Source organism: Curtobacterium sp. TC1 (assembly GCF_019844075.1).
In the GTDB taxonomy this organism is placed as follows: domain Bacteria; phylum Actinomycetota; class Actinomycetes; order Actinomycetales; family Microbacteriaceae; genus Curtobacterium.
The window spans coordinates 2,211,159-2,235,373 of record NZ_CP081964.1 but is presented as its reverse complement, the minus strand read 5'-3'; the positions used below and the strand labels follow the sequence as shown (position 1 = coordinate 2,235,373).

The 24,215-nt window shown below is 69.3% G+C and carries 22 protein-coding genes; 14 read left to right on the top strand and 8 right to left on the bottom strand.

Translation table 11 applies throughout. The features are described 5' to 3' along the window. The first annotated feature begins 87 nt into the window (after window positions 1-87). From rapZ to KZI27_RS11680, 7 genes are all read left to right on the top strand, one after another. On the top strand, window positions 88-987 hold the full coding sequence (rapZ, locus tag KZI27_RS11710) for an RNase adapter RapZ (RefSeq protein WP_222657779.1): 900 nt from the start codon (window positions 88-90) through the stop codon (window positions 985-987). 75 nt (window positions 988-1,062) lie between these two features. After that, on the top strand, window positions 1,063-2,043 hold the full coding sequence (whiA, locus tag KZI27_RS11705; protein ID WP_111083957.1) for a DNA-binding protein WhiA: 981 nt from the start codon (window positions 1,063-1,065) through the stop codon (window positions 2,041-2,043). A 269-nt stretch (window positions 2,044-2,312) separates the two neighbouring features. Then, on the top strand, window positions 2,313-3,317 hold the full coding sequence (gene gap, locus KZI27_RS11700) for a type I glyceraldehyde-3-phosphate dehydrogenase (RefSeq protein WP_222657778.1): 1,005 nt from the start codon (window positions 2,313-2,315) through the stop codon (window positions 3,315-3,317). A gap of 3 nt (window positions 3,318-3,320) precedes the next feature. Beyond that, window positions 3,321-4,538, top strand: a complete 1,218-nt coding sequence (locus tag KZI27_RS11695; protein ID WP_222657777.1) for a phosphoglycerate kinase — start codon at window positions 3,321-3,323, stop codon at window positions 4,536-4,538. Continuing rightward, the gene (tpiA, locus tag KZI27_RS11690; protein ID WP_222657776.1) at window positions 4,535-5,314 is read left to right on the top strand and encodes a triose-phosphate isomerase; all 780 of its coding nucleotides are present in this window, start codon (window positions 4,535-4,537) and stop codon (window positions 5,312-5,314) included. The genes KZI27_RS11695 and tpiA overlap by 4 nt, the downstream gene beginning before the upstream one ends. Window positions 5,315-5,428: 114 nt before the next feature. Next, window positions 5,429-5,680, top strand: a complete 252-nt coding sequence (gene secG, locus KZI27_RS11685; RefSeq protein WP_017887256.1) for a preprotein translocase subunit SecG — start codon at window positions 5,429-5,431, stop codon at window positions 5,678-5,680. Between the two features lie 3 nt (window positions 5,681-5,683). Continuing rightward, window positions 5,684-6,052: an RNA polymerase-binding protein RbpA gene (locus KZI27_RS11680; RefSeq protein WP_027465686.1), complete on the top strand. Its 369-nt coding sequence runs from the start codon at window positions 5,684-5,686 to the stop codon at window positions 6,050-6,052. 272 nt (window positions 6,053-6,324) lie between these two features. Here the strand turns inward: KZI27_RS11680 and pgl are convergent, their stop codons facing one another. The 6 genes from pgl to tkt form a co-directional block, all read right to left on the bottom strand. After that, window positions 6,325-7,095: a 6-phosphogluconolactonase gene (gene pgl, locus KZI27_RS11675; RefSeq protein ID WP_222657775.1), complete on the bottom strand. Its 771-nt coding sequence runs from the start codon at window positions 7,093-7,095 to the stop codon at window positions 6,325-6,327. Window positions 7,096-7,193: 98 nt separating this feature from the next. Next, on the bottom strand, window positions 7,194-8,138 hold the full coding sequence (locus tag KZI27_RS11670) for a glucose-6-phosphate dehydrogenase assembly protein OpcA (protein ID WP_222657774.1): 945 nt from the start codon (window positions 8,136-8,138) through the stop codon (window positions 7,194-7,196). Then, window positions 8,135-9,673 carry a glucose-6-phosphate dehydrogenase gene (gene zwf / locus KZI27_RS11665; RefSeq protein ID WP_123312542.1) on the bottom strand — a complete coding sequence of 513 codons (1,539 nt, stop codon included), beginning with the start codon at window positions 9,671-9,673 and terminating at the stop codon, window positions 8,135-8,137. Before zwf ends, KZI27_RS11670 begins: the two co-directional genes overlap by 4 nt. Before the next feature lie 22 nt (window positions 9,674-9,695). Beyond that, window positions 9,696-11,294 carry a glucose-6-phosphate isomerase gene (locus tag KZI27_RS11660; RefSeq protein ID WP_222657773.1) on the bottom strand — a complete coding sequence of 533 codons (1,599 nt, stop codon included), beginning with the start codon at window positions 11,292-11,294 and terminating at the stop codon, window positions 9,696-9,698. Further along, the gene (tal, locus tag KZI27_RS11655; protein WP_123312546.1) at window positions 11,294-12,406 is read right to left on the bottom strand and encodes a transaldolase; all 1,113 of its coding nucleotides are present in this window, start codon (window positions 12,404-12,406) and stop codon (window positions 11,294-11,296) included. The genes KZI27_RS11660 and tal overlap by 1 nt, the downstream gene beginning before the upstream one ends. 127 nt (window positions 12,407-12,533) lie before the next feature. Beyond that, window positions 12,534-14,627, bottom strand: a complete 2,094-nt coding sequence (gene tkt / locus KZI27_RS11650; protein WP_222657772.1) for a transketolase — start codon at window positions 14,625-14,627, stop codon at window positions 12,534-12,536. Between the two features lie 431 nt (window positions 14,628-15,058). On the opposite strand from tkt, the gene KZI27_RS11645 reads away from it, so the two are divergent. Then, a complete protein-coding gene (locus tag KZI27_RS11645; protein ID WP_222657771.1) occupies window positions 15,059-15,985 on the top strand; it encodes a heme o synthase in 927 nt (308 codons plus the stop codon). A gap of 269 nt (window positions 15,986-16,254) precedes the next feature. Here KZI27_RS11645 and KZI27_RS11640 read toward each other — a convergent pair whose 3' ends face one another. Continuing rightward, window positions 16,255-17,229, bottom strand: coding sequence for a COX15/CtaA family protein (locus tag KZI27_RS11640; RefSeq protein ID WP_123312550.1), 975 nt, complete (start codon window positions 17,227-17,229; stop codon window positions 16,255-16,257). 252 nt (window positions 17,230-17,481) lie between these two features. Here KZI27_RS11640 and sufB point away from each other — a divergent pair, with 252 nt between their 5' ends. From sufB to KZI27_RS11615, 5 genes are all read left to right on the top strand, one after another. Continuing rightward, on the top strand, window positions 17,482-18,900 hold the full coding sequence (sufB, locus tag KZI27_RS11635) for a Fe-S cluster assembly protein SufB (RefSeq protein WP_111083968.1): 1,419 nt from the start codon (window positions 17,482-17,484) through the stop codon (window positions 18,898-18,900). After that, window positions 18,901-20,166, top strand: a complete 1,266-nt coding sequence (gene sufD, locus KZI27_RS11630; protein WP_261783875.1) for a Fe-S cluster assembly protein SufD — start codon at window positions 18,901-18,903, stop codon at window positions 20,164-20,166. Further along, window positions 20,166-20,492 (top strand): non-heme iron oxygenase ferredoxin subunit, encoded by a 327-nt coding sequence (locus tag KZI27_RS11625; protein ID WP_111083970.1) that lies wholly within the window; start codon window positions 20,166-20,168, stop codon window positions 20,490-20,492. The genes sufD and KZI27_RS11625 overlap by 1 nt, the downstream gene beginning before the upstream one ends. 71 nt (window positions 20,493-20,563) lie before the next feature. Continuing rightward, complete coding sequence (sufC, locus tag KZI27_RS11620) at window positions 20,564-21,346, top strand: Fe-S cluster assembly ATPase SufC (protein WP_111083971.1); 783 nt, start codon at window positions 20,564-20,566, stop codon at window positions 21,344-21,346. Beyond that, the gene (locus KZI27_RS11615; RefSeq protein WP_123312556.1) at window positions 21,346-21,675 is read left to right on the top strand and encodes a metal-sulfur cluster assembly factor; all 330 of its coding nucleotides are present in this window, start codon (window positions 21,346-21,348) and stop codon (window positions 21,673-21,675) included. The genes sufC and KZI27_RS11615 overlap by 1 nt, the downstream gene beginning before the upstream one ends. A gap of 213 nt (window positions 21,676-21,888) precedes the next feature. Here the strand turns inward: KZI27_RS11615 and KZI27_RS11610 are convergent, their stop codons facing one another. After that, window positions 21,889-22,488, bottom strand: coding sequence for a biotin transporter BioY (locus tag KZI27_RS11610; RefSeq protein WP_222657770.1), 600 nt, complete (start codon window positions 22,486-22,488; stop codon window positions 21,889-21,891). Window positions 22,489-22,603: 115 nt separating this feature from the next. Between KZI27_RS11610 and KZI27_RS11605 the strand changes: the two genes are divergently transcribed. Continuing rightward, window positions 22,604-24,202, top strand: a complete 1,599-nt coding sequence (locus KZI27_RS11605; protein WP_222657769.1) for an ABC-F family ATP-binding cassette domain-containing protein — start codon at window positions 22,604-22,606, stop codon at window positions 24,200-24,202. Window positions 24,203-24,215: the final 13 nt, after the last annotated feature.

Here is a 24,215-nt window from a genome sequence, read left to right as displayed (position 1 = left end):
CGACACGTGTCGGGCGATACCCTGGACTCGCAGCCGAGACCTCCCCGGGCGACGCGCCCGGGCCGCCACGACGGAGCCCACTCCCAGATGACCGACAGCGCCACGACGACCCCGCACGGGTCGCAGCACGACATCCTCATCGTCACCGGCATGTCCGGGGCCGGGCGCTCGACGGTCGGCAAGGCCCTCGAGGACCTCGGCTGGTACGTCGTCGACAACCTGCCGACGCAGATGCTGGCCCCGCTCACCGAGCTGGCCGACCGCGCCGGCGAGAAGATCCCGAAGATCGCCACGGTCGTCGACGTCCGCGGCGGACGGTTCTTCACCGACCCGGAGCACGCGGTCGAACAGGTGCGGTCGACCACGTCCGCGCGGGTCCGGGTGCTGTTCCTCGAGGCCACCGACGCCGTCCTGGTCCGGCGCTTCGAGCAGGTCCGGCGACCCCACCCGCTGCAGGGCGAGGACACCCTGCTCGACGGCATCGCGCGCGAGCGGACGCGGCTGGCCGGACTGCGCGAGGCGTCTGACATGGTCATCGACACCTCGGACCTCAACATCCACCAGCTCGCCAACACCGTCACCGAACAGTTCGCCGACGATCACTTCGTGGGTGTTCAGGTGACGCTCATGAGCTTCGGGTTCAAGTACGGACTGCCCGCCGACGCCGACATGGTCGCCGACGTCCGGTTCCTCCCGAACCCCTACTGGGTCCCGGAACTCCGGGCCCACACGGGCCTCGACCAGCCCGTCTCGGACTACGTCCTGGCCCAGGCCGGAGCCCGTCCGTTCGTCGACCGGTACGTCTCCGTGCTGGAGCCGGTGCTCGAGGGGTACCAGCGCGAGAACAAAAGACACGCTACGATCGCCATCGGCTGTACCGGCGGGAAGCACCGCTCGGTCGCCATCGTCGCCGAGTTGGCGAACCTCCTCCGCGGGATGCCTGGCGTCGCCGTGCGTGTGAAGAACCGAGATCTCGGCCGGGAGTGACCGTCCCTCCGGCCGCTCCCCACGCACGTGCCGCCGGAATCGCGGGACCACCAGATGAACGTTAGGAATGATGCTGTGCCGTTGACTGCCGAGGTCAAGGACGAACTGGCCAGGGTCGCCGTGAACCGCAACACGGTCCGCGCCGCCGAACTGGCCACGATCCTCCGGTTCGCTGGTGGCCTGCACGTCATCTCGGGCCGCATCGCGGTCGAGGTGGAGCTCGACACCCGGATCATCGTGCACCGGGTCCGCAAGGACCTCGCCGAGCTGTACGGCGTCCGCAGCGAGGCGTCGGTCGGGTCGTCGGCGTCGTCCCGTCGCGGCACCCGCTACCTGGTCCGCGTGCTCGAGGCGGGGGAGACCCTCGCGCGCCAGACCGGTCTGATGGACGCCCGTCGTCGCCCCGTCCGCGGCCTGCCGAACCGGCTCACCACGGGCAACCGCGAGGACCTCGCCGCGATCTGGCGCGGTGCGTTCCTCGCCTCCGGCACCCTGACCGACCCGGGCCGGGCCGCCGCGCTCGAGGTCACCTGCCCCGGCAACGAGGCCGCCATGGCGCTCGTCGGTGCCGCGTCCCGCCTCGGAGTCGCCGCGAAGGGCCGCGAGGTCCGTGGCGTGCACCGCGTCGTCATCCGCGACGGCGAGGCCATCGGCCAGATGCTCACGGTGATGGGTGCCGCCCGCACCACCGCCGACTGGGAGGAGATGCGGCAGCGTCGCGAGGTCCGTGCGACCGCGAACCGCCTCGTCAACTTCGACGACGCCAACCTCCGCCGTTCGGCGCAGGCCGCCGTCGCCGCCTGCGCCCGGGTCGAGCGCGCGCTCGAGATCCTCGGCGACGAGGTCCCCGACCACCTGCAGTACGCCGGCGCGCTGCGCCTGCAGCACCGCGACGCGTCCCTCGACGAGCTCGGCCAGCACGCGGACCCGCCCATGACGAAGGACGCCATCGCCGGTCGCATCCGCCGGCTGCTCGCGATGGCCGACAAGCGGGCGTCGGACCTCGGGATCCCCGGGACGGAAGCGAGTGTCCCCGAGGAGCTCGAGGGCGTCTGAGACGGGTCGTCCGACCTGCCTGACGGGAGGCGCGGTGCCAGCCGGCACCGCGCCTCCCGTCCGTTTCCGGACCCGTTCTCGGACCCGTCCCCGGCCTGGTCGGTGACCGTCCGGACGGACCGTCATCCCGCGCGGTCTGGCAGTGTCCGACTGCTAGGGTCGTTACGGCGACGTTACGGGGCGTATCGTCCACCACACGCGGGCCCGCCAGGGTGCGCGACTCCCGAAAGCAGCGCCCCCTGGGCGCTCCACACTCACCAGGAGATCCATTGACCGTCAAGATCGGTATCAACGGCTTCGGCCGTATCGGCCGCAACTTCTTCCGGGCCGCCCTCGCGAAGGGCTCGGACCTCGAGATCGTGGCGGTGAACGACCTCACCGACAACGCCGCACTGGCGAACCTGCTGAAGTTCGACTCCATCACGGGTCGTCTCGGCGTCTCCGTCGAGCTCGACGGTGACAACATCGTCGTCGACGGCAAGGCGATCAAGGTCCTGGCGGAGCGCGACCCCGCCAACCTCCCCTGGGCTGAGCTGGGCGTCGACATCGTCATCGAGTCGACCGGGTTCTTCACCAAGGCCGCCGACGCGCAGAAGCACATCGACGCGGGTGCCAAGAAGGTCATCATCTCCGCCCCGGCCACCGGTGACGACGTCACCATTGTGCTCGGCGTGAACGAGGACCAGTACGACCCGGCGAACCACAACATCATCTCGAACGCGTCGTGCACCACGAACAGCCTCGCGCCGCTCGCCAAGGTCTTCCACGACAAGTTCGGCATCGAGCGTGGCCTCATGACCACGGTCCACGCCTACACCGCCGACCAGAACCTGCAGGACGGCCCGCACAAGGACCCCCGTCGTGCCCGCGCGGCCGCGCTGAACATCGTCCCGACCTCGACCGGTGCAGCCAAGGCCATCGGCCAGGTCATGCCGGAGCTCGCCGGCAAGCTCGACGGCTTCGCACTCCGCGTCCCGGTCCCGACCGGCTCGATCACCGACCTCACCCTCGAGACCAAGTCCGAGGTCACCGTCGACGAGATCAACGCCGCCTACAAGGAGGCCGCAGAGGGCCCGCTCAAGGGCATCCTGCTCTACAGCGAGGACCCGCTGGTGTCGACCGACATCACGACGGACCCGCACTCCTCGATCTACGACTCCGGCCTGACCAAGGTCATCGGCGGCCTCGTGAAGATCACCTCGTGGTACGACAACGAGTGGGGCTACTCGAACCGTCTGGTCGACCTGACCGAGTACGTCGGCGAGCGTCTGTAGCACATGGCTCTCCGCACCCTCGAGGACCTCGGCGACCTCGCCGGCAAGCGCGTCGTCGTCCGTTGTGACCTGAACGTCCCGCTCAAGGACGGCACGATCACGGACGACGGCCGCGTGCGGGCGTCGCTGACGACCCTGAACACCCTCATCACCGCCGGCGCGCGCGTCATCGTGATCTCCCACCTGGGCCGCCCCGACGGGGAACCCAAGCCGGAGTTCTCCCTCGCGCCGGTCGGCCAGCGGCTCTCCGAGCTGCTCGGCAAGGAGGTCACGTTCGTCGGCGAGACCGTCGGCGACGAGGCGACCGCGGCCGCTGAGGCCCTCGAGGACGGCGACGTCCTGCTGCTCGAGAACCTCCGGTTCAACCCGGAGGAGACCTCGAAGGACGCCGCCTCGCGCAGCGCGTTCGCGGACCGCATCGCGGCACTCGGCGACGCCTTCGTCTCCGACGGCTTCGGTGTCGTGCACCGCAAGCAGGCCTCGGTCTACGAACTCGCGTCCGCGCTGCCCAGTGCAGCCGGTTCGCTGATCGAGACCGAGCTGCGTGTGCTCGAGCGTCTGACCACCTCACCGGAACGGCCGTACACGGTCGTGCTCGGTGGTTCCAAGGTCAGCGACAAGCTCGGTGTCATCGACCACATCCTGCCGAAGGTCGACACCCTCTGCATCGGTGGCGGCATGCTATTCACATTCCTGGCGGCCCAGGGCCACGGGGTCGCGAAGTCCCTGCTCGAAGCCGACCAGCTCGACGTCGTCCGCGAGTACCTCTCGCGGGCGAAGGAGCTCGGCGTGACGATCGACCTGCCGACCGACGTCGTGGTGGCCTCCGGGTTCTCCGCCGACGCTGCGCACGAGACGGTCGCGGCCGACGCGATCGAGTCGTCGTCGTTCGGCACGGACGGCATCGGCCTCGACATCGGCCCGGAGACGGCTGCGCGGTTCGCGTCGGCGGTGTCCGGCTCGAAGACGGTGTTCTGGAACGGTCCGATGGGCGTGTTCGAGTTCCCGGCGTTCGCCGCCGGCACGAAGACCGTCGCGAAGGCCCTGACCGAGGTCGACGGCCTCGGTGTGGTCGGCGGTGGCGACTCCGCCGCTGCGGTTCGGTCGCTCGGGTTCTCGGACGACCAGTTCGGGCACATCTCGACCGGCGGTGGTGCGAGCCTCGAGTTCCTCGAGGGCAAGTCGCTCCCCGGTCTCGAAGCGCTGGGGTGGTCCGCATGACCCGCACGCCGTTGATCGCCGGCAACTGGAAGATGAATCTCGATCATCTCCAGGCCATCGCCACTGTGCAGAAGCTCGCGTGGACCCTGAAGGACGCCCGCCACGACTTCGACGACGTCGAGGTCGCGGTGTTCCCGCCCTTCACCGACCTGCGGAGCGTGCAGACGCTCATCTCGGCCGACAAGCTGCCGATCCACTTCGGCGCGCAGGACCTGTCGCAGTACGACTCCGGTGCCTACACCGGCGACGTCTCCGGCGCGTTCCTGTCCGCGCTCGACGCGCAGTACGTCATCGTCGGCCACTCCGAGCGGCGCACGCTGCACGGTGAGACCGACGAGGCCGTCGCCGCGAAGACCGCAGCGGCCGTCAAGCACGGTCTCGTTCCCGTGGTCTGCGTCGGCGAGACCGGCGAGCAGCGCGAACAGCGTGGTGCCGGCGTCGTGCCGGTCGAGCAGCTCCGCGTCGTGCTCGACGCGGTCAAGCCCGCCGACATCGTCGTGGCGTACGAGCCCGTCTGGGCCATCGGCTCCGGCCAAGCAGCCACCGCCGAGCAGGCACAGGACGAGTGCGCGGCCATCCGACGTGGCATCGCCGCAGCCTGGGGCGACCAGGCTGCCGCCGACACCCGTGTCCTGTACGGCGGCTCGGTCAAGTCCGGCAACATCGCCGGCTTCCTCCGCGAGCCCGACATCGACGGCGCCCTCGTCGGCGGCGCATCCCTCGACGTGCAGGAGTTCGCGGCGATCGCCCGGTTCCGCCAGCACGTCGGGCTGTAGTCGTCACCGACTGCCGTCGATGCGGGCTCTCGTCCGCACCACTCCCGTCCAGGTACCGGCCGTGCTCCGCGCGGCCGGTACACTGGTACGGCTGACTGACACGAAAGGTACGTCGTGGCGATACTCTCCGTCGTGCTGCAGGTCCTGCTCGCAATCACGAGCCTCCTGCTCACGCTCCTCATCCTCCTGCACAAGGGCCGCGGTGGCGGCCTCTCCGACATGTTCGGTGGCGGCGTGACGAGCAACCTCGGGGCGTCCGGCGTCGCCGAGCGCAACCTCAACCGCATCACGGTGATCCTCGGTCTGGTCTGGATCGTCTCCATCATCGTGCTCGGTCTCATCAACAAGTTCACGGCGGGGGTCTGATCCATGGCTAGCGGAGGCAGTGCAATCCGAGGGTCTCGCGTCGGCGCGGGACCGATGGGCGAACAGGACCGCGGGGTCCAGGCCGAGCGTGTGGCGATCTCCTACTGGGACGCCCTCGGCAACGAGGTCGTGCGGTACTTCGCCGCGAACCTCCCGGACGAAGAGATCCCCGAGACGGTCGATTCGCCGTCGAGCGGTCTCCCCGCCGGGCGCGACAAGGAGAACCCGCCCGTGGTCTCCAAGACGGAGCCCTACAAGACGCACCTCGCGTACGTGAAGGAACGTCGCACCGAGGAAGAGGCAGCGCAGCTCCTCGAGGACGCGCTCCAGCAGCTTCGCGAGCGTCGCGGAACCGCCGCCAAGAAGGCGTGACGCAGACACACTGACGAAGGCCCCCGCACCGAGATGGTGTGGGGGCCTTCGTGTTTCGTGGAGGGCGGGCGTCCCGTCCGAGGTGTGCCACGACACGCCACGTGCGGTTCGCCGAGGTTCCACGACACGCCGCGTGCGGTTCGCCGAGGTTCCACGACACCCCGCGTGCGGTTCGCCGAGATTCCACGGACGGCCGACGCGCGCGCCCAGATGCCGATATTTCGGAACCTGGAGGGGCGGTGGACGAGGGGGAAGACGGACGGGAGGCCCGTCTAGTACGTCGACGCGATGAGGTTCTCGGGGACGTCGCGCGCGGCGTCCTGGTCCACGAAGAACACGGTGCGCTTGCGGCCCTGCACGCCACCGACCGGGACGTCCTCGACCGAGGCGCCGGCCAGGGCGAGCCCGAGGACCGACGCCTTCTCCGCACCGGACAGGATGACCCACACGCGCTGCGAGGCGTTGATCACCGGGTAGGTGACCGTCAGACGCTGCGGCGGCGGCTTGGGGGAGTCGTCGACGGACACGACGGCGCGGTCGGTGACCGTGAGCTGCGGGAACTCCGGGAAGAGCGATGCGGTGTGCCCGTCGGGGCCGACACCGAGCAGCGTGATGTCGAAGCGGGGAGCGACGGCGCCTTCGTACGCGGCGTCCTGCAGCTCGCGCTCGTACCGCAGTGCGGCTTCCTCGATGTCGATGCCGGCGTCGGACGCGGGCATCGGGTGGATGTTCGACTCCGGGATGTCGACGTGGTCGAAGAAGTCGGTCTGCGTCCCCGTGGTGTTGCGGTCGGCGTCACCGGCCGGCACCCAACGCTCGTCGACCCACCAGACGTGGACCTTCGACCAGTCGACGCTCTCGCGCGCCGGGGACTGGCCGATCGCGGCGAGGACGAGGGACGACACCGAGCCACCGCTGATCGCGATGTCGGCACGCTCCTGCTCGTCGAGCACGTCGATGATCTTCGTGATGAAGCGTGCGGCGACCGAAGCGCCGAGGGCCTGCTTGTCCGGGTGCACGAGCACCCGCCGTTCGTTGGTCACGTGACTCCCGTGTTCGTGGCGGCCGACCGGTCGTACGACCGCCTTCGGTCCGATCGGGCTGCCTGCACCAGACAGGCGGCCCGACCGTTGTGGGGTGCTCAGCGGGCGATGGTCTCGCGCAGCTGGGGTACCCCGTGCTTGACGACGTCTCCGAAGAGGACGTCCGGGTCGAGTCTACGGAGTTCCTCGGCCAGGCAGTCACGCAGGTTGCGGCGTGGCAGCGACAGGTCGTGCGTGGGCTGACCGGGCATCGAGAGCGTCGCGACGTCCACCAGGGAACGCTCGAGGTCGATGGTGCCCGACTCGCGCACGAGCTTGACGCCGTGGATCCCGCTCGACCCGGTCGCACGCGGCGACGTGGTGACCGTGACCGGCACCTCGAGCTGGAGCTGCAGCCAGGCGGCGAGCAGGATCGTCGACGGGCTGTCCGACGCGCCCGTCACCTCGACGCTGGTGATGGGCTCGTACGGCGGCTGGTCGAGTGCCGCGGCGAGCTGGTTCCGCCACAGGGTCAGACGCGTCCACGCGAAGTCGGTGTCGCCCGGCACGTACGAGGCACCGAGGGCCTCGATCGCGCCGTTCGGGTTCTTCTGCGCGGCCGCGTCGGTGATCCGGCGCTGGGCGATGCGGCCCAGTGCCGAGGCCGACGGTTGCGACGGCGCGGTCTGCGGCCACCAGGCCACGACGGGGGCGTCCGGCAGGAGCAGGCCCGTGACCAGGCTCTCCTCGTCGGTCGCGGTCTCGCCGTAGGCGCGGAGGACGATGACCTCGCTGGCGCCCGCGTCGCTGCCCACGCGGATCTGCGCGTCGAGACGACCCGGCGACTTCGTGTCGCCGTCGTTCTTCGACACGATGATCACGCGCATCGGGTGCTCGCGGGACGCCTCGTTCGCCGCCTCGATCGCTTCTTCCTCGTGGCCGAGGGCCGTCGAGATGATCAGCGTGAGGACGCGTCCGAGGGCGACGGCGCCGCCCTCTTCTCGGATGTGGACGAGCTTCTTCTGGATCTTCGAGACCGTGGTGTTCGGCATGTCGATCTTCATGGACGCCTCCAGGTCCGGCCGTCGCGGGCGAGCAGGGCATCGGCGGACGCCGGGCCCCACGTGCCGGGACGGTACTGCTCGGGCTGGCCCTGCGTGGCCCAGAACTCCTCGATCGGGTCGAGGATCTTCCAGGACAGCTCGACCTCCTGGTGCCGCGGGAACAGCGGCGGGTCACCGAGGAGCACGTCGAGGATGAGTCGCTCGTACGCCTCGGGGGACGCCTCGGTGAAGGCGTGGCCGTAGCCGAAGTCCATCGTCACGTCGCGCACCTGGGTGCCGACGCCGGGGACCTTCGAGCCGAACCGGAGCGTGACGCCCTCGTCCGGCTGCACACGGATGACGAGCGCGTTCTGGCCGAGGGGCGACTGCGAGTTGCCGTAGACGTCCTCGGGGACACGCTTGAAGACGATCGCGATCTCGGTGACGCGACGGCCGAGCCGCTTGCCGGCACGCAGGTAGAACGGGACGCCCTGCCAGCGACGGGTCGCGATGTCGAGCTTGATCGCCGCGTACGTCTCGGTGCCGGACTCGGGGTTCATCCCGGCCTCGTCGAGGAACCCGAGCACCTTCTCGCCGCCCTGCCAGCCGCCGGCGTACTGTCCGCGCGCGGTGGCGGTCGACAGGTCCTCGGGCAGGCGCACGGCGGAGAGCACCTTCTCCTTCTCGGCACGCAGGTCTGCGGCCTTGAACGAGACGGGTTCCTCCATCGCAGTGAGCGCGAGGAGCTGCAGCAGGTGGTTCTGGATGACGTCGCGCGCCGCGCCGATGCCGTCGTAGTACGCGGCACGTCCGGCGACGCCGATGTCCTCGGCCATCGTGATCTGCACGTGGTCGACGTAGTTCGAGTTCCAGATGGGTTCGTACATCTGGTTCGCGAACCGGAGCGTCAGCAGGTTCTGGACGGTCTCCTTGCCGAGGTAGTGGTCGATGCGGAACACGTCGTCGGGCGCGAAGACGCTCTCGACGATCGCGTTCAGCTCGCGTGCCGTGCGGAGGTCGGAACCGAACGGCTTCTCGACGACCACGCGGCTCCACGAGCCCTCGCGCTTCTCGGTGAGCCCGGACAGCTTCAGCTGCTCGGTCACCACCGGGAACATCTTCGGCGGGATGGACAGGTAGAACGCGTGGTTGCCGAGCGTCCCGCGCTCGGCGTCCAGCTCGTCGACGGTCTGCTTGAGCTGCAGGAACGCCTCGGGGTCGTCGAACGAGCCCTGGACGAAACGGATGCCCTGTTCGAGCTGACGCCAGACGTCCTCGTCGAACGGTGTGCGGGAGTGTTCCTTGACGGCGTCGTGCACGAGCTGGGAGAAGTCTTGGTCCTCCCAGTCGCGCCGGGCGAAGCCGACGAGCGCGAACCCCGGGGGCAGCAGCCCCCGGTTGGCCAGGTCGTAGACCGCCGGCATCAGCTTCTTGCGTGACAGGTCGCCCGTCACGCCGAAGATGATGAGCGTGCTCGGTCCCGCGATCCGGTTCAGTCGACGATCCGTCGGCAGCCGGAGCGGGTTGTGCTCCGGGGTGATTGCCACCGGTGACATGAGTCGGTGAACTCCTTACGAGTCAGTGGGAGACGGCGGAGGCGATGGCCGCTGTGGCGGCGCGCACGTCCGACGTCGTGAGGGTGAGGACCGGGCGGCCGTGCTGCGCGAGGACACTCGCGTCACCGGCTGCCTGGGCCCGGAGGAGCTGCCCGAACGTGAACGGCCGGCCCGGGATCGCCAGGTCGTCCGGTTCGTCGGCCACGATCTGGAGGAACACTCCGGTGGCGGGGCCGCCCTTGTGGTACTGCCCGGTCGAGTGCAGGAACCGCGGGCCGTACCCGAAGGTGACCGGACGGCGCGTGCGCGCCGCCAGGGCGTCGCGGACCGTCTCGAGGTCACGGTTCGTGGTGCGGTCGACGTACGCCTGCACTGCCACGTAGCCGGTGGCGCCCAGTTCGGACAGGAGGCCCGTCACGGCTTCTGCGAGCGTCGTCCCGACCGGCAGTCCCGGCGTCGCGGAGACGGCGATGCCGTCCTCGGTGAACGCGGGCACGGCAGCCGTGGGACGGTCGTCGAGCAGCGCACGGGTCGCGACCTTGGCGGCCTCGACGTCGGGCTGGTCGAACGGGTCGATGCCGAGCAGGCGCCCGGCGACCGCGACGGCGTACTCCCAGACGAGGATCTGGCCACCGAGCGTCCCGGTGATCTCGACCTCGCCCTCGGCCACGTGGCGCTCGTCCTCGCGCGAACCGACCAGGCGGATGACCTGGACGTCGGGCAGCGCTGCGGAGACCTCGGGGGAGTCGGCGTGCAGCACGACCGGCAGCAGGCCACGTCCGCTCTTGCCGGTCGACTCCGCGATCAGCTGCTCCACCCAGTCGCCGAACCCGACGATGTGGGTGCCGTCCGGCACGATCGCGATCTTGTCGCGCAGCGGGTCGGTCCCCGCGAGCACCGCGCCGAGCACGAGCCCGGGGTTCTCGTCGAGGTCGACCGACAGCAGCGCGGAGATGGCGTCGGCCTCGTCCAGCAGCTCGGCGATGTCCGCCCCGGCGAGACCGGAGGGGACGAGCCCGAACGCGGTGAGGGCCGAGTAGCGGCCGCCGACGGTCGGGTCGGCGGTGAAGACACGGTAGCCCGCGTCGGTCGCGGCGGCCTCGAGCGCGGAGCCCGGGTCGGTGACGACGACGATGCGGCGGGCGGGGTCGATGCCGGCGTCGCGGAACGCCTGCTCGTAGACCCGACGCTGTGAGTCGGTCTCGAGCGTGGAACCGGACTTCGACGAGACGACGAGCACGGTGCGCTCGAGGTCGGTCGAGACGGCGGCGCGGACCTGCGCGGGGTCGGTCGAGTCGAGGACCGTCAGCGGCACACCGGCGGTGCGCGTGATCACCTCGGGAGCGAGCGACGAGCCGCCCATGCCGGCGAGGACGACGTGGTCGACCCCTTCGGCACGGAGCGACTCGCGCAGCGCGGTGATCTGGGCGACGAGCGGGCGGGAGACCGAGACGGCCTCCACCCAGCCGAGGCGCTTCGACGCCTCGGCCTCGGCGTCCGGTCCCCACAGCTCGGGGTCCTGGGCGGTGATGCCCGAGGCCACCAGGTCAGCGACGAGCCGCGGGACCACCGAGTCGATGGCCCGCGCGGCATCGCCGCTGGCAGCGATGGAAACCGTCACTACTTGGCGCCCTCGAGCGCGGTCTTCACGGTGTCGACGAGCTCGCCCCACGAGACGTTGAACTTGTCCACGCCCTCCTTCTCGAGCAGCGCCACGACGTCGTCGTAGTCGATGCCCTGCGCTGCGAGCTGGTCGAGGACCTGCTGCGCGGCGTCGAAGGTGCCGGCGATCGCGTCGCCGTGGATCTCACCGTGGTCGAACGTGGCGTCGAGCGTCTTGCCCGGCATCGTGTTGACGGTGTTCGGGGCGGCGAGCTCGGTCACGTAGAGCGTGTCCGGCAGCGACGGGTCCTTGACGCCGGTCGAGGCCCAGAGCGGACGCTGCGTGTTCGCGCCGGCCTCGAGCAGGCCGAGGGCACGCTCGGAGGCGAACGCCTCGGTCCAGACCTGGTAGGCGAGCTGCGCGTTGGCGATGCCGGCCTTCGACTTCAGGGCCTTGGCCTCGTCGGTGCCGACGGCGTCCAGGCGCTTGTCGATCTCGGAGTCGACGCGCGACACGAAGAACGAGGCGACCGAGTGGATCTTCGACAGGTCGTGCCCGGCGGCCTTGGCCTTCTCGAGCCCACCGAGGTAAGCGTCGATGACGGCGCGGTAGCGCTCGAGCGAGAAGATCAGGGTGACGTTCACCGAGATGCCGGCGCCGATGACCTCGGTGATGGCCTCGAGGCCCTCGACCGTCGCCGGGATCTTGATGAGGACGTTCTCGCGACCGACCTTCTCGAACAGGAACTTGGCCTGCTCGATGGTCTTGGCGGTCTCGTGCGCCAGGCCCGGCTCGACCTCGATCGACACGCGGCCGTCGAAGCCCTTCGTCGAGTCGTAGATCGGCTTGAACAGGTCGGACGCGTTGGCGACGTCCTGCGTGGTGATCTCGAAGATCGCGTCGGTGAGCTCGGTGCCGGCGGCGGCCAGCTCCTTGACCTGGGCGTCGTAGCGCTCGCCCTTGGCGAGGGCCGAGGCGAAGATGGTCGGGTTCGTGGTCACGCCGACGACGTTCTTCTGCTCGATGAGCTCGGTGAGCTTGCCGGTCTCGAGGAGCTCGCGGGACAGGTCGTCGAGCCAGATGCTCACGCCGACCGCGGAGAGGGCGGCAGTGGGGGTGTTCTCAGCCATGTGTTTCTCTTCTTTCCTTCATCGGCCTGGTGGCCGGGGTCTGGGGGACCGGGGGCGCGTGGCGGGGCCGAACCGCGCCTCCCGGCAGAAGGGCCGGATCCGGCGAACCGGACCCGGCCCCTGTGGGTCAGGAAGCCGCGATCGATTCCTTCGCGGCGGCCACGACGTGCTCCGTCGTGAAGCCGAACTCCTTGAAGAGCGTCTGGTAGTCGGCCGAGGCACCGAAGTGCTCGATCGAGACGCTGCGGCCCTTGTCGCCGACGATGTCGCGCCAGCTCATGGCGATGCCGGCTTCGACCGACACGCGAGCGGTGACGTCCTTCGGGAGCACCTGGTCCTGGTAGTTCTCGGACTGGGCGCGGAACCACTCGATGGACGGGGCGCTCACGACGCGGGCGTTGATGCCCTCGCCCTTGAGCTGTTCGCGGGCCTCGACGGCGATCTGGACCTCGGAACCGGTCGCGATGAGGATCACGTCCGGGGTGCCGTTCGGCGCCTCGGCCAGGATGTACGCGCCCTTGGCGACGTTCTTCGCCGAGGCGAAGACCTCACCCGAGGCGTCGCCCTCGCCACGCTCGAAGACCGGCAGGTTCTGCCGGCTCAGTGCGATGCCGGCCGGACGGTCGGTGTGCTTGAGCATCTCGAGCCACGCGTAGGCGACCTCGTTGGCGTCGGCGGGGCGGACCACGTCGAGACCCGGGATCGCGCGGAGCGACGAGACCTGCTCGATCGGCTGGTGCGTCGGGCCGTCCTCGCCGAGGGCGATGGAGTCGTGGGTCCAGACGTAGATCGCCGGCGCGCCCATGAGTGCGGCGAGACGGACCGCCGGACGCATGTAGTCGCTGAAGATCAGGAACGTGCCACCGAAGGGGCGGGTGTTCCCGTGCAGGACGATGCCGTTGAGGATCGAGCCCATCGCGTGCTCGCGGATGCCGAAGTGCAGCACGCGGCCGTACGGGTCGGTGCTCCACGTCGACGTCGAGGCCTCGGCCGGACCGAAGGACTTGGCGCCCTCGATCGTGGTGAGGTTCGACTCGGCGAGGTCGGCCGAACCGCCCCAGAACTCGGGCATCAGCGGCGCGATGGCGTTGATGACCTTGCCGGAGGCGGCACGGGTCGAGACGGCCTTGTCGGTCGGGAAGACCGGCAGTGCCGCCTCGAGGCCCTCGGGGAGCTCCTTGGCGTTGACCCGGTCGAACAGCGCCTTCTTGTCGGCGTTGGCGGCAGCCCACGCGTCGAAGCTCTTCTGCCACTCGGCGTGCTGCGCCTGGCCCTTGGCGACGGCGCCGCGGGTGTACTCGAGGACCTCGGGGGCGACCTCGAAGGTCTTCGCGGTGTCGAAGCCGAGGACCTCCTTGAGGCCCTTGATCTCGTCGGCGCCGAGCGCCGAACCGTGGATCTTGCCGGAGTTCTGCTTGGTCGGCGACGGCCAGCCGATGATCGTCTTGAGGACGATGAGCGACGGCTTGTCGGTGACCTGCTGGGCGGCCTCGATCGCGGCGTGGAGTTCCACGGCGTCCTCGGAGTACTCGCCGGTCTTCTTCCAGTCGACGATCTGGACGTGCCAGCCGAGTGCCTCGTAGCGCTCGGGGACGCTCTCCGAGAAGGCGATGTCGGTGTTGTCCTCGATCGAGATCTGGTTCGAGTCGTAGAACGCGATCAGGTTGCCGAGCTGCTGACGACCGGCGAGCGAGCCCGCCTCGTTCGTCACGCCCTCCTGCATGTCGCCGTCACCGGCGATCACGTAGGTGAAGTGGTCGAAGGGCGACTGGCCGGCCGGGGTCTCCGGGTCGAACAGGCCGCGCTCGAAGCGCTGGGCGTAGGCGAAGCCGACCGAGGACGCGAGGCCCTGGCCGAGCGGGCCGGTGGTGATCTCGACACCGTCGGTGTGGCCGTACTCCGGGTGACCCGGGGTCTTCGAGCCCCACTTGCGCAGGTGCTGGAGGTCTTCGAGCTCGAGGCCGTAGCCGTGCAGGTAGAACTGCACGTACTGCAGGATCGAGGCGTGACCGGCGGACAGGATGAAGCGGTCGCGGCCGATCCAGGTGGAGTCGCTCGGGTCGCGACGCATCACCTTCTGGAAGAGCAGGTGTGCGAGCGGCGCGAGGCTCATCGCGGTGCCGGGGTGACCGTTGCCGGCGGCCTCGACCGAGTCGGCGGCGAGAACGCGGGCCGTGTCGACGGCCTTCCGGTCGATGGCGTCCCAGGTGAATTCAGCCACTTGGATTTTGACCCTTCTTGATGCGACATGTGCGAGGGCTCGTGCCATCGCACGGACATGTGGCCATCCCGGGGCCGAGTCGTGTCGCCGTCTAGCGGCGGCCGACCGGCTCATCGCGGCCGACGTCATCGGGGCGCGCACTCTGGGAGGGCAGGTCCAGCATAGTGACCAGCCACTCAGAAGGGGTTCAGGTGACGCCCGATGTTCATAAGTCGAGTCGTCGAGGCCCCGTCTGCCGGGCGTGTCGTGCTCCGTGGCCCGTCGTTCGGCGCGGGATGGGCGAGCGGGGCATCGTCGCGGCGCTTCCATCCCGTAAACTGATCGGGACCCGTGGACATTCCGGGTCAGCGCATGCCCGGACGCCGCCGCAGTCGTCCACCGAGTGTGCGAGCTGATGCGAACAGACTGAGGTTCCCTTGCCGACTGCCACCGTGACCAGGCCCGACACCGATCGACCCCGATCGCCGCTGTCCCGCAAGGTCCGTGCGTACGTCTCGTTGACCAAGCCGCGGGTCATGGAGCTGCTGCTCGTGACCACGGCGCCGACGATGTTCCTGGCCGAGCGCGGCGTGCCGGACCTGTGGCTCGTCTTCTGGACGATGCTGGGCGGCGCGATGTCCGCCGGTTCGGCGTCGGCGTTCAACTGCTACATCGACCGCGACATCGACCGCCTGATGAAGCGGACGAGCACGCGCCCGCTGGTGACCGGCGAGCTCTCCGACCGCGAGGCCCTGGTGTTCTCGTGGGTCCTGGGCGTCCTGTCGACGGCGGTCCTCGGGTTCCTGGTGAACTGGCTCGCGGCCGCCCTGAGCGTCATCGCCATCCTCATCTACGTGTTCGTCTACACGCTCTGGCTCAAGCGCCGCACCCCGCAGAACATCGTGTGGGGCGGCTCGGCCGGCTGCATGCCCGTGCTCATCGGCTGGGCGGGCGTCACCGGGTCGCTCACCTGGGCCCCGGTCATCCTGTTCATGGTGATCTTCCTCTGGACGCCGCCGCACTACTGGCCGCTGTCGATGAAGTACCGCGACGACTACGACGCCGCCGACGTCCCCATGCTCGCCGTGGTCCGCGGTCGCACCGTCGTCGGCCTGCAGGTCGTGCTGTACGCGTGGGCCACCCTGGTCTGCTCGCTCCTCCTCATCCCCGTTGCGCACATGGGACCGCTGTACACGGTGGTCGCACTGGCCGGTGGCATCTGGTTCGTCGTCGAGTCGCACCGGCTGTACTCGCGGGCGATCCAGCACGTCGAGCACGTGCAGCCGATGCGCGTCTTCCACAGCTCGATCACGTACCTGACGCTGCTCTTCATCGCCGTGGGCATCGACCCGCTGCTGCCGCAGGTCTTCACCTTCTAGGCCACTGGGCGACGTCGTACGACGATCTCGATGTCGTACGACGTCGCCTTCGTCGTTCCAGGTCGCCGTCGGGTGCGCGCCCTGTGCGTCCGTGGGCGCGGGGCGCACGCGTTCTGCGACGATCCACCGGTCGATCGTCGCGTGGACTGTCGGACCATGCGCCCGCACCCGATGCGGGTGCAACGAACGACACCCCACGAGTCGATCGACTCGTGGGGTGTCGCAGGCCGGGCGTCGGTCGGGCGCCGAGCGCGCGACGCGCCCGGGCGTCAGGCGTCGAGTGGTTCGCGCACGGCCGCGCGACCGGCGCTGGCGCGCGTGGCGAGCACGACCGCCGTGGTGGCTCCGACGAGCAGCCCGGCGAGCACCATGTGCGTGCCCACCAGCCCGACGGGCAGCCCGGTGCGGGCCTGGGTCAGGCCGACGGCGATCTGCAGGAACTCGACGACGAGCAGCAGGAGCGCCCACTTGCTCGAGATCCGGAGGCGGACGGCGCCGACCACGAGGACGAGCGTCAGCGCGAACAGCGTGTAGGCGGGCCAGGCGTGCAGGTGTTCCATGACCGCGGGGTCGAAGCCCGTGCGGTGCAGCATGCCGCCGTCCACGGCCTCGTCGGCGCCGGCGTGCGGGCCGCTGCCGGTGGTGAGGATGCCGACCAGGACGGTGACCACGACCGCGGCGACCGTGCCACGGACGACACCGGTGTACCAGCCGGGCACCACGCGACGGCTGGTGCGGGGGCCGTGCATCGTCCGGTAGACCAGGGCCGCGGTGACCGAGGTCAGGGCGGCGGACACGACGAAGTGCAGCCCGACGACGAAGGGGTTGAGGTTCGTGAGCACGCTCAGCCCGCCGATGACGGCCTGCACCGGGATCGCGACGCCCTGAGCGAACGCGAGCCAGAACAGTTCGGGGCGCGTGCGGAGCATCCGGACGACCGCCAGGAACATCGCGATCGCCACGATGACGAGCACGAAGGTGAGCAGTCGGTTGCCGAACTCGATGATCCCGTGCACGCCCATCTCGGGCGTCGACACGAGCGAATCCGCCGTGCACTTGGGCCAGGTGGGGCATCCGAGGCCCGACGCGGTCAGCCGGACGAGGCCGCCGGTGCCGATCAACACGACCTCGACCACGAACGAGGCCCACGCCAGTGCGATGACCCGACGGTCGACGACCCGGGGGAGCGACCACCACCGTGCGGTCCGGAGATCCTGGTCGACGGGGGGTCCGACGCGAGTCACGAGGGTGGTGCCTTCCTGTTGTTCCGTGCAGCGAACCTGTAGGATTCGAGGGTTCAGCAGCAGTCAAGTCTAGGCAGGCGCTGGCTCCGAATGGGCCGAGATCGCCGATCACTCCACGGACTGCGTGGAACCATTGTCGTTGCGAGGGAGCAGCACCGTGACCGCTTGTCAGCGGTCTGCGGTGGAATGGCGTCCAGACGCCACGGGTTCACACCTGAAGACGCTGTCCCGCGAGAAGGAAACGAGGAGACCATGTCCGACGTGCTCATCGACCGTCCCGAGCTCGAAGGGCTCGGGCAATACGAGTTCGGCTGGTCCGACTCCGACTCCGCCGGGGCCTCGGCCCGCCGTGGTGTCTCGGACGAGGTCGTCACCGACATCTCGAACCTCAAGCACGAGCCCGAGTGGATGCTCAAGAACCGGCTCAAGGGCCTGCAGCTCTTCGGCCGCAAGCCGATGCCGACGTGGGGTGCCGACCTGACGGGCATCGACTTCGACAACATCAAGTACTTCGTGCGCTCCACCGAGAAGCAGGCGCAGTCGTGGGAGGACCTCCCCGAGGACATCCGCGCGACCTACGAGAAGCTCGGCATCCCCGAGGCCGAACGCCAGCGCCTCGTCGCCGGCGTCGCCGCGCAGTACGAGTCCGAGGTCGTGTACCACCAGATCCGCGAGGACCTGGAGCAGCAGGGCGTCATCTTCATGGACACCGACACGGCGCTCCGCGAGCACCCTGAGCTCTTCCAGGAGTACTTCGGCACCGTGATCCCGGCCGGCGACAACAAGTTCGCCGCGCTGAACACGGCGGTCTGGTCCGGCGGCTCGTTCGTCTACGTCCCGAAGGGCGTCCACGTCGAGATCCCGCTGCAGGCCTACTTCCGGATCAACACCGAGAACATGGGCCAGTTCGAGCGGACGCTGATCATCGCGGACGAGGACTCCTACGTCCACTACATCGAGGGCTGCACGGCGCCGATCTACAAGTCGGACTCGCTGCACTCGGCCGTCGTCGAGATCATCGTGAAGAAGAACGCCCGCGTGCGCTACACGACGATCCAGAACTGGTCGAACAACGTCTACAACCTCGTGACCAAGCGTGCGATCGCGCACGAGGGCGCCACGATGGAGTGGATCGACGGCAACATCGGCTCCAAGGTGACGATGAAGTACCCGTCGATCTACCTCGCCGGTGAGCACGCCAAGGGCGAGACCCTGTCCGTCGCTTTTGCCGGCCCCGGCCAGCACCAGGACGCCGGCGCGAAGATGATCCACATGGCGCCGTACACGACGTCGTCGATCGTCTCGAAGTCGATCGCCCGCGGTGGCGGTCGTGCTGGCTACCGCGGCGAGGTCCGGGTCGACCCGGCCGCGCACCACGCGGCCAACACCGTCCGCTGCGACGCGTTGCTCGTCGACACGATCAGCCGGAGCGACACGTACCCGGCGATCGACATCCGCGTCGACGACGTCCAGCTCGGGCACGAGGCCACGGTCTCGCGCGTGAGCGAGGAGCAGCTCTTCTACCTGATGTCCCGCGGCATGGCCGAGGACGAAGCGATGGCGATGATCGTCCGTGGCTTCATCGAGCCGATCGCCCGCGAGCTCCCGATGGAGTACGCGCTCGAACTCAACAAGCTCATCGAGATGAGCATGGAAGGATCCGTCGGCTAGATGTCCAGCACCACCCCTCCCCACATCGACCAGCCGATCGAGCCCGCGGCAGCCGCCCAGGGTGCCGACCAGCACGGCGCCGGAGCCCACTCCGACGGCGGCTGGGACGCCCCCGACAAGAAGATCCCGGTCCAGACCCGCTCCGAGCGGTTCCAGTCCGGCGACCTCGGGGCGTTCCCGACCGTCACCGGGCGCGAGGTGAACTGGAAGTTCGCGCCCCTGGCGAAGCTCCAGCCGCTGCTCGACGGCGGTCTCGACGGATCCGCCTACCGGTTCCTCGCCCGGCAGTCCGACGGTGCCGACGTCGAGTGGGGTCGCAGCGACGACCCCCGCGTCGGTACCGCCGGTCTGCCGGAGGACCGCGCGGCAGCCGCGGCCTGGACCGCGCGTGACGCGGTCCTCGCCGTCACCGTGAAGGCGACCGAGGCGCACGAGTTCATCACCATCACGCGCTCCGACTTCGGCACGCAGCCCCGCGCGGCGCACACGGTCATCACCGCTGAGCCGCACGCCCAGGGCATCGTCGTGCTCGACAACCGTGGCAGCGCACTGCTCAGCGAGAACATCGAGATCGTCGTGCAAGAAGGCGCACGCCTGACGGTCGTCAGCCTGCAGGACTGGGACGACGACGCAGTGCACGTCTCGACGCACTTCGCCGAGGTCGGCCGTGACGCCTTCCTGAAGCACGTCGTGGTCTCGCTCGGCGGCGACGTCATCCGGGTCAACCCCTCGACGCACCTCGGTGCACAGGGCGCCGACACCGAGATGTACGGCGTGTACTTCGCCGACGCCGGTCAGTACATCGAGCAGCAGGTCTACGTGAACCACGACGCGCCGAACACGCGCGGTCGGGTCAACTACAAGGGCGCGCTGCAGGGCAAGGGTGCGCACACCGTGTGGATCGGTGACGTGCTCATCGGCCGCGCCGGTGACGGCACCGACTCGTACGAGCAGAACCGCAACCTCGTGCTGACCGACGGCACCCGCGCGGACAGCATCCCGAACCTCGAGATCGAGACGGGCAACATCGAGGGCGCCGGCCACGCGAGTGCGACCGGTCGATTCGACGACGAGCAGCTGTTCTACCTGCAGGCCCGCGGCATCCCCGAAGAGGAAGCGCGTCGTCTCGTCGTGCTCGGCTTCCTGGTCGAGGTCATCCAGAAGATCGGTGCGCCCGAGCTCGAGGAACGACTCATCGCCGCGGTCGAGCAGGAGCTCGCCGAGGGCCGCTCGGCGATCGTCGCGCCGGCGGAGGCCGACGCCTGATGCCCACGAAGGTCTGCGCGGAGTCCGAGATCGCGGTCGACAGCCCGATGCGTGCCGTCGTCGACGGCACCGCGGTGGCCATCGTGAAGGACTCCTCCGGCACCGTGCACGCCATCGGCGACACCTGCACCCACGGGGACATCTCGCTGGCCGAGGGGTTCATCGAGGGCGACACACTCGAGTGCTGGGCGCACGGCTCCCGGTTCTCGCTCGCCACGGGGAAGCCGCAGAACTTCCCGGCGTACGAGCCCGTCCCGGTGTTCCGGGTCGAGGTGCGCGAGGGCGACGTCTACGTCGACGTGCACGATCCCGTCCCGGTCGACTGACACCGCCTCCCGGCCCCCACACTTTCCGCGGCCCGTCCGCGACACGACAGAAAACCAAAGGAACCCACGCAATGTCCACTCTGGAAATCCGCGACCTCCAGGTCTCGATCGACACCGATCAGGGCACCAAGGAGATCCTCAAGGGTGTCGACCTCACGATCAACGAGGGCGAGATCCACGCGATCATGGGGCCGAACGGCTCCGGCAAGTCCACGCTGGCGTACACGATCGCCGGTCATCCCCGGTACAACGTCGTCGGCGGCTCGATCACCCTCGACGGCGAGGACGTCCTCGCGATGAGCGTCGACGAGCGCGCCCGTGCCGGCATGTTCCTGGCGATGCAGTACCCGGTCGAGATCCCCGGCGTGACGGTGTCGAACTTCCTCCGCACCGCCAAGACGGCGATCGACGGCGAGGCCCCGGCCCTGCGCGGCTGGATCAAGGAGCTCCGCCAGTCGATGGCCGACCTCAAGATGGACTCGTCGTTCGCCGAGCGCAACGTCAACGAGGGCTTCTCCGGTGGCGAGAAGAAGCGCCACGAGATCATGCAGCTCGAGCTCCTCAAGCCGCGCTTCGCCGTCCTCGACGAGACCGACTCCGGCCTGGACGTCGACGCGCTGAAGATCGTGTCCGAGGGCGTGAACCGCGCCAAGGCCGCGACCGGTCTCGGTGTGCTGCTCATCACGCACTACACGCGCATCCTCCGCTACATCAAGCCGGACTTCGTGCACGTGTTCGTCGCCGGCAAGGTCGCCGAGCAGGGCGGCCCGGAGCTCGCCGACCGCCTCGAGAACGAGGGCTACGACCGCTACGTGCAGGCCGCCGCGGCGTCTGCTGCCGAGGCGCAGGCCTGATGATCGCGGCACTCGCGCCGGACAAGTTCGACGAGGTCGTCGAGGGGCTGAAGGAGGTCCAGGACCCGGAGCTCGGCGTCAACATCGTCGACCTCGGCCTGATCTACGACCTCGCCTGGGACGACGAGGCCTCGGCGCTCGTGATCAGCATGACGCTGACCAGTGCCGGCTGCCCGCTCACCGACGTCATCGAGGGCGACACCGCGAACGCCCTCGACGGCATCGTGGACGCCTTCCGCATCAACTGGGTCTGGATGCCGCCGTGGGGTCCGGAACGGATCACCGACGACGGACGCGAGATGATGCGCGCGCTCGGGTTCGCGATCTAGTCGCGACGGCCTGACGGACGGGAGGCCCGGTGCCAGCTGGCACCGGGCCTCCCGTCCGTCTGTGGTCGCGCTGCGCGCGGGGCGCGACACGCTGCTCACGTTCGCCGAGGTTCCACAAACGGATGCGAAAGCGGCCGGGGTTCCGAGATTTCGGAACCCCGGCCGCAAGAGCCGCGCGAGTCAACCGTGTCGACCGCAGCCGACGGGTGCGCGTCAGCGGCGGCCGACGGCCTTCCACGCGAGCGGCAGGATGCCCGCGGCGATGAGCGCCTTCGCGATGCCGCCGAGGATGAACGGGTACAGGCCGGCGGCGAGCACCGACTGCAGGTCGTTCGGGGCACCGAGCTGACCGAGCACGATCGCCAGGTAGGGCAGGCCGGTCACGAACGGGATGGCGCTCGCGAGCAGCATCGCCACCGCGGCGCGTCCGACGTGACGGTCCCAGTTGCGGCGCGCGAGCCAGCCGACGACACCCGCGGCGGGGATGAACCCGATGACGTACCCGAAGCTCGGCACGGCGAGGGCCTGCAGGCCACCGGTCATGTCGGCGAAGAACGGTGCGCCCGCCAGGCCGGCGACGGCGTAGACGAGCAGTGAGAGCATGCCGCGGCGGGCACCCAGCGTCGCGCCGACGAGCACGACGGCGAGCGTCTGACCCGTGATCGGGACCGGCCACATCGGGACCTCGAGCTGTGCCATCGCAGCGGTGAACAGGGCTCCGCCGGCGACGAGGGCGGCGTTCGTGGCCAGCCCGTGCGTCCGCAGACGGTCGGCGAGGACTGCGCGGGGAGCGAACCCGGTGGCGTTCGTCATGGATTCTCCTAGAATGGACTGCTGGTCCCGTTCGGAACCATCGGTCCCGTCAGCGTAGCGGTGCACCTCACGCACACGTCGTTGTGCAAACCCACCAACTGATTGGACGTCCACTGTGCTTGCCGTGCACGAACTCGAGATCCGCGTCGGAGCTCGTCTCCTCATGGAGGACGTGTCCTTCCGTGTCGAGAAGGGTGACAAGATCGGACTCGTCGGCCGCAACGGCGCGGGGAAGACGACGATGACCAAGGCCCTCGCGGGCGAGACGCAGCCCACGGGCGGCAAGATCGACCGCGGTGGTGAGATCGGCTACCTGCCGCAGGACCCACGATCGGGCGACCCGGAGGAGACGGCGCGGAAGCGCATCCTCGACGCCCGCGGGCTCGGCGAGCTGGTGGAGGGCATCCGCCTCGCCACGCTCGACATGGCGAGTGACGACCAGGCCGTCGCCGAGAAGGCGATGCGCCGGTACAGCCGGCTCGACGACCAGTTCAACGCGCTCGGCGGCTACGCGGCCGAGGCCGAAGCGGCCTCGATCGCGTCGAACCTCAAGCTGCCGGACCGCATCCTCGACCAGCAGCTGAAGACCCTGTCCGGTGGGCAGCGGCGTCGCATCGAGCTCGCCCGGATCCTGTTCTCGGACGCCGAGACGATGATCCTCGACGAGCCCACGAACCACCTCGACGCCGACTCGGTCGTGTGGCTGCGTGAGCACCTGAAGACCTACCCCGGCGGCGTCATCATCATCTCCCACGACGTGGAGCTCGTCGACGAGGTCGTCAACCGCGTGTTCTACCTCGACGCGAACCGCCAGACCATCGACATCTACAACATGGGCTGGAAGCTGTACCAGCGCCAGCGCGTCGCCGACGAGGAGCGTCGCCGCAAGGAGCGCGCGGGCGCCGAGAAGAAGGCCGCGACACTCAAGGACCAGGCCGCTCGCTTCGGTGCGAAGGCCTCGAAGGCCGCGGCTGCGCACCAGATGGTCGCGCGGGCGGACAAGCTGCTCGCCGGACTCGAGGACGAGCGCGTCGCCGACCGGGTCGCCAAGATCCGCTTCCCCACGCCGGCCCCGTGCGGCCGCACCCCGCTCATGGCGGAGGGGCTGTCGAAGTCCTACGGCTCGCTCGAGATCTTCGCGGGCGTCGACCTGGCGATCGACCGCGGTTCGCGCGTCGTGATCCTCGGGTTCAACGGTGCCGGCAAGACGACGCTGCTCCGGATCCTCGCGGGGGCCGACCTGCCCGACACGGGCGAGATCCAGCCCGGCCACGGCCTGCGCATCGGCTACTACGCGCAGGAGCACGAGAACATCGACGTCAACCGCACGGTGATCGAGAACATGGTGTCGGCGTCGACCGACCTCAACGAGACCGAGGCCCGTCGGGTGCTCGGGTCGTTCCTGTTCACCGGCGACGACGGCTACAAGAAGGCCGGGGTCCTGTCCGGCGGTGAGAAGACGCGTCTGTCGCTCGCGATGATCGTCGTCTCCGGCGCCAACGTCCTGCTGCTCGACGAACCGACGAACAACCTCGACCCGGCCTCGCGCGAGGAGATCCTGAACGCGTTGGCCGGCTTCGAGGGCGCGGTCGTCCTGGTGTCCCACGACGCCGGTGCGGTCGAGGCGCTCAACCCGGAGCGCGTGCTGCTGCTGCCGGACGGCACCGAGGACCACTGGAACAAGGACTACGCGGAGCTCATCGAGCTCGCCTGACGCGGGTCGGTCG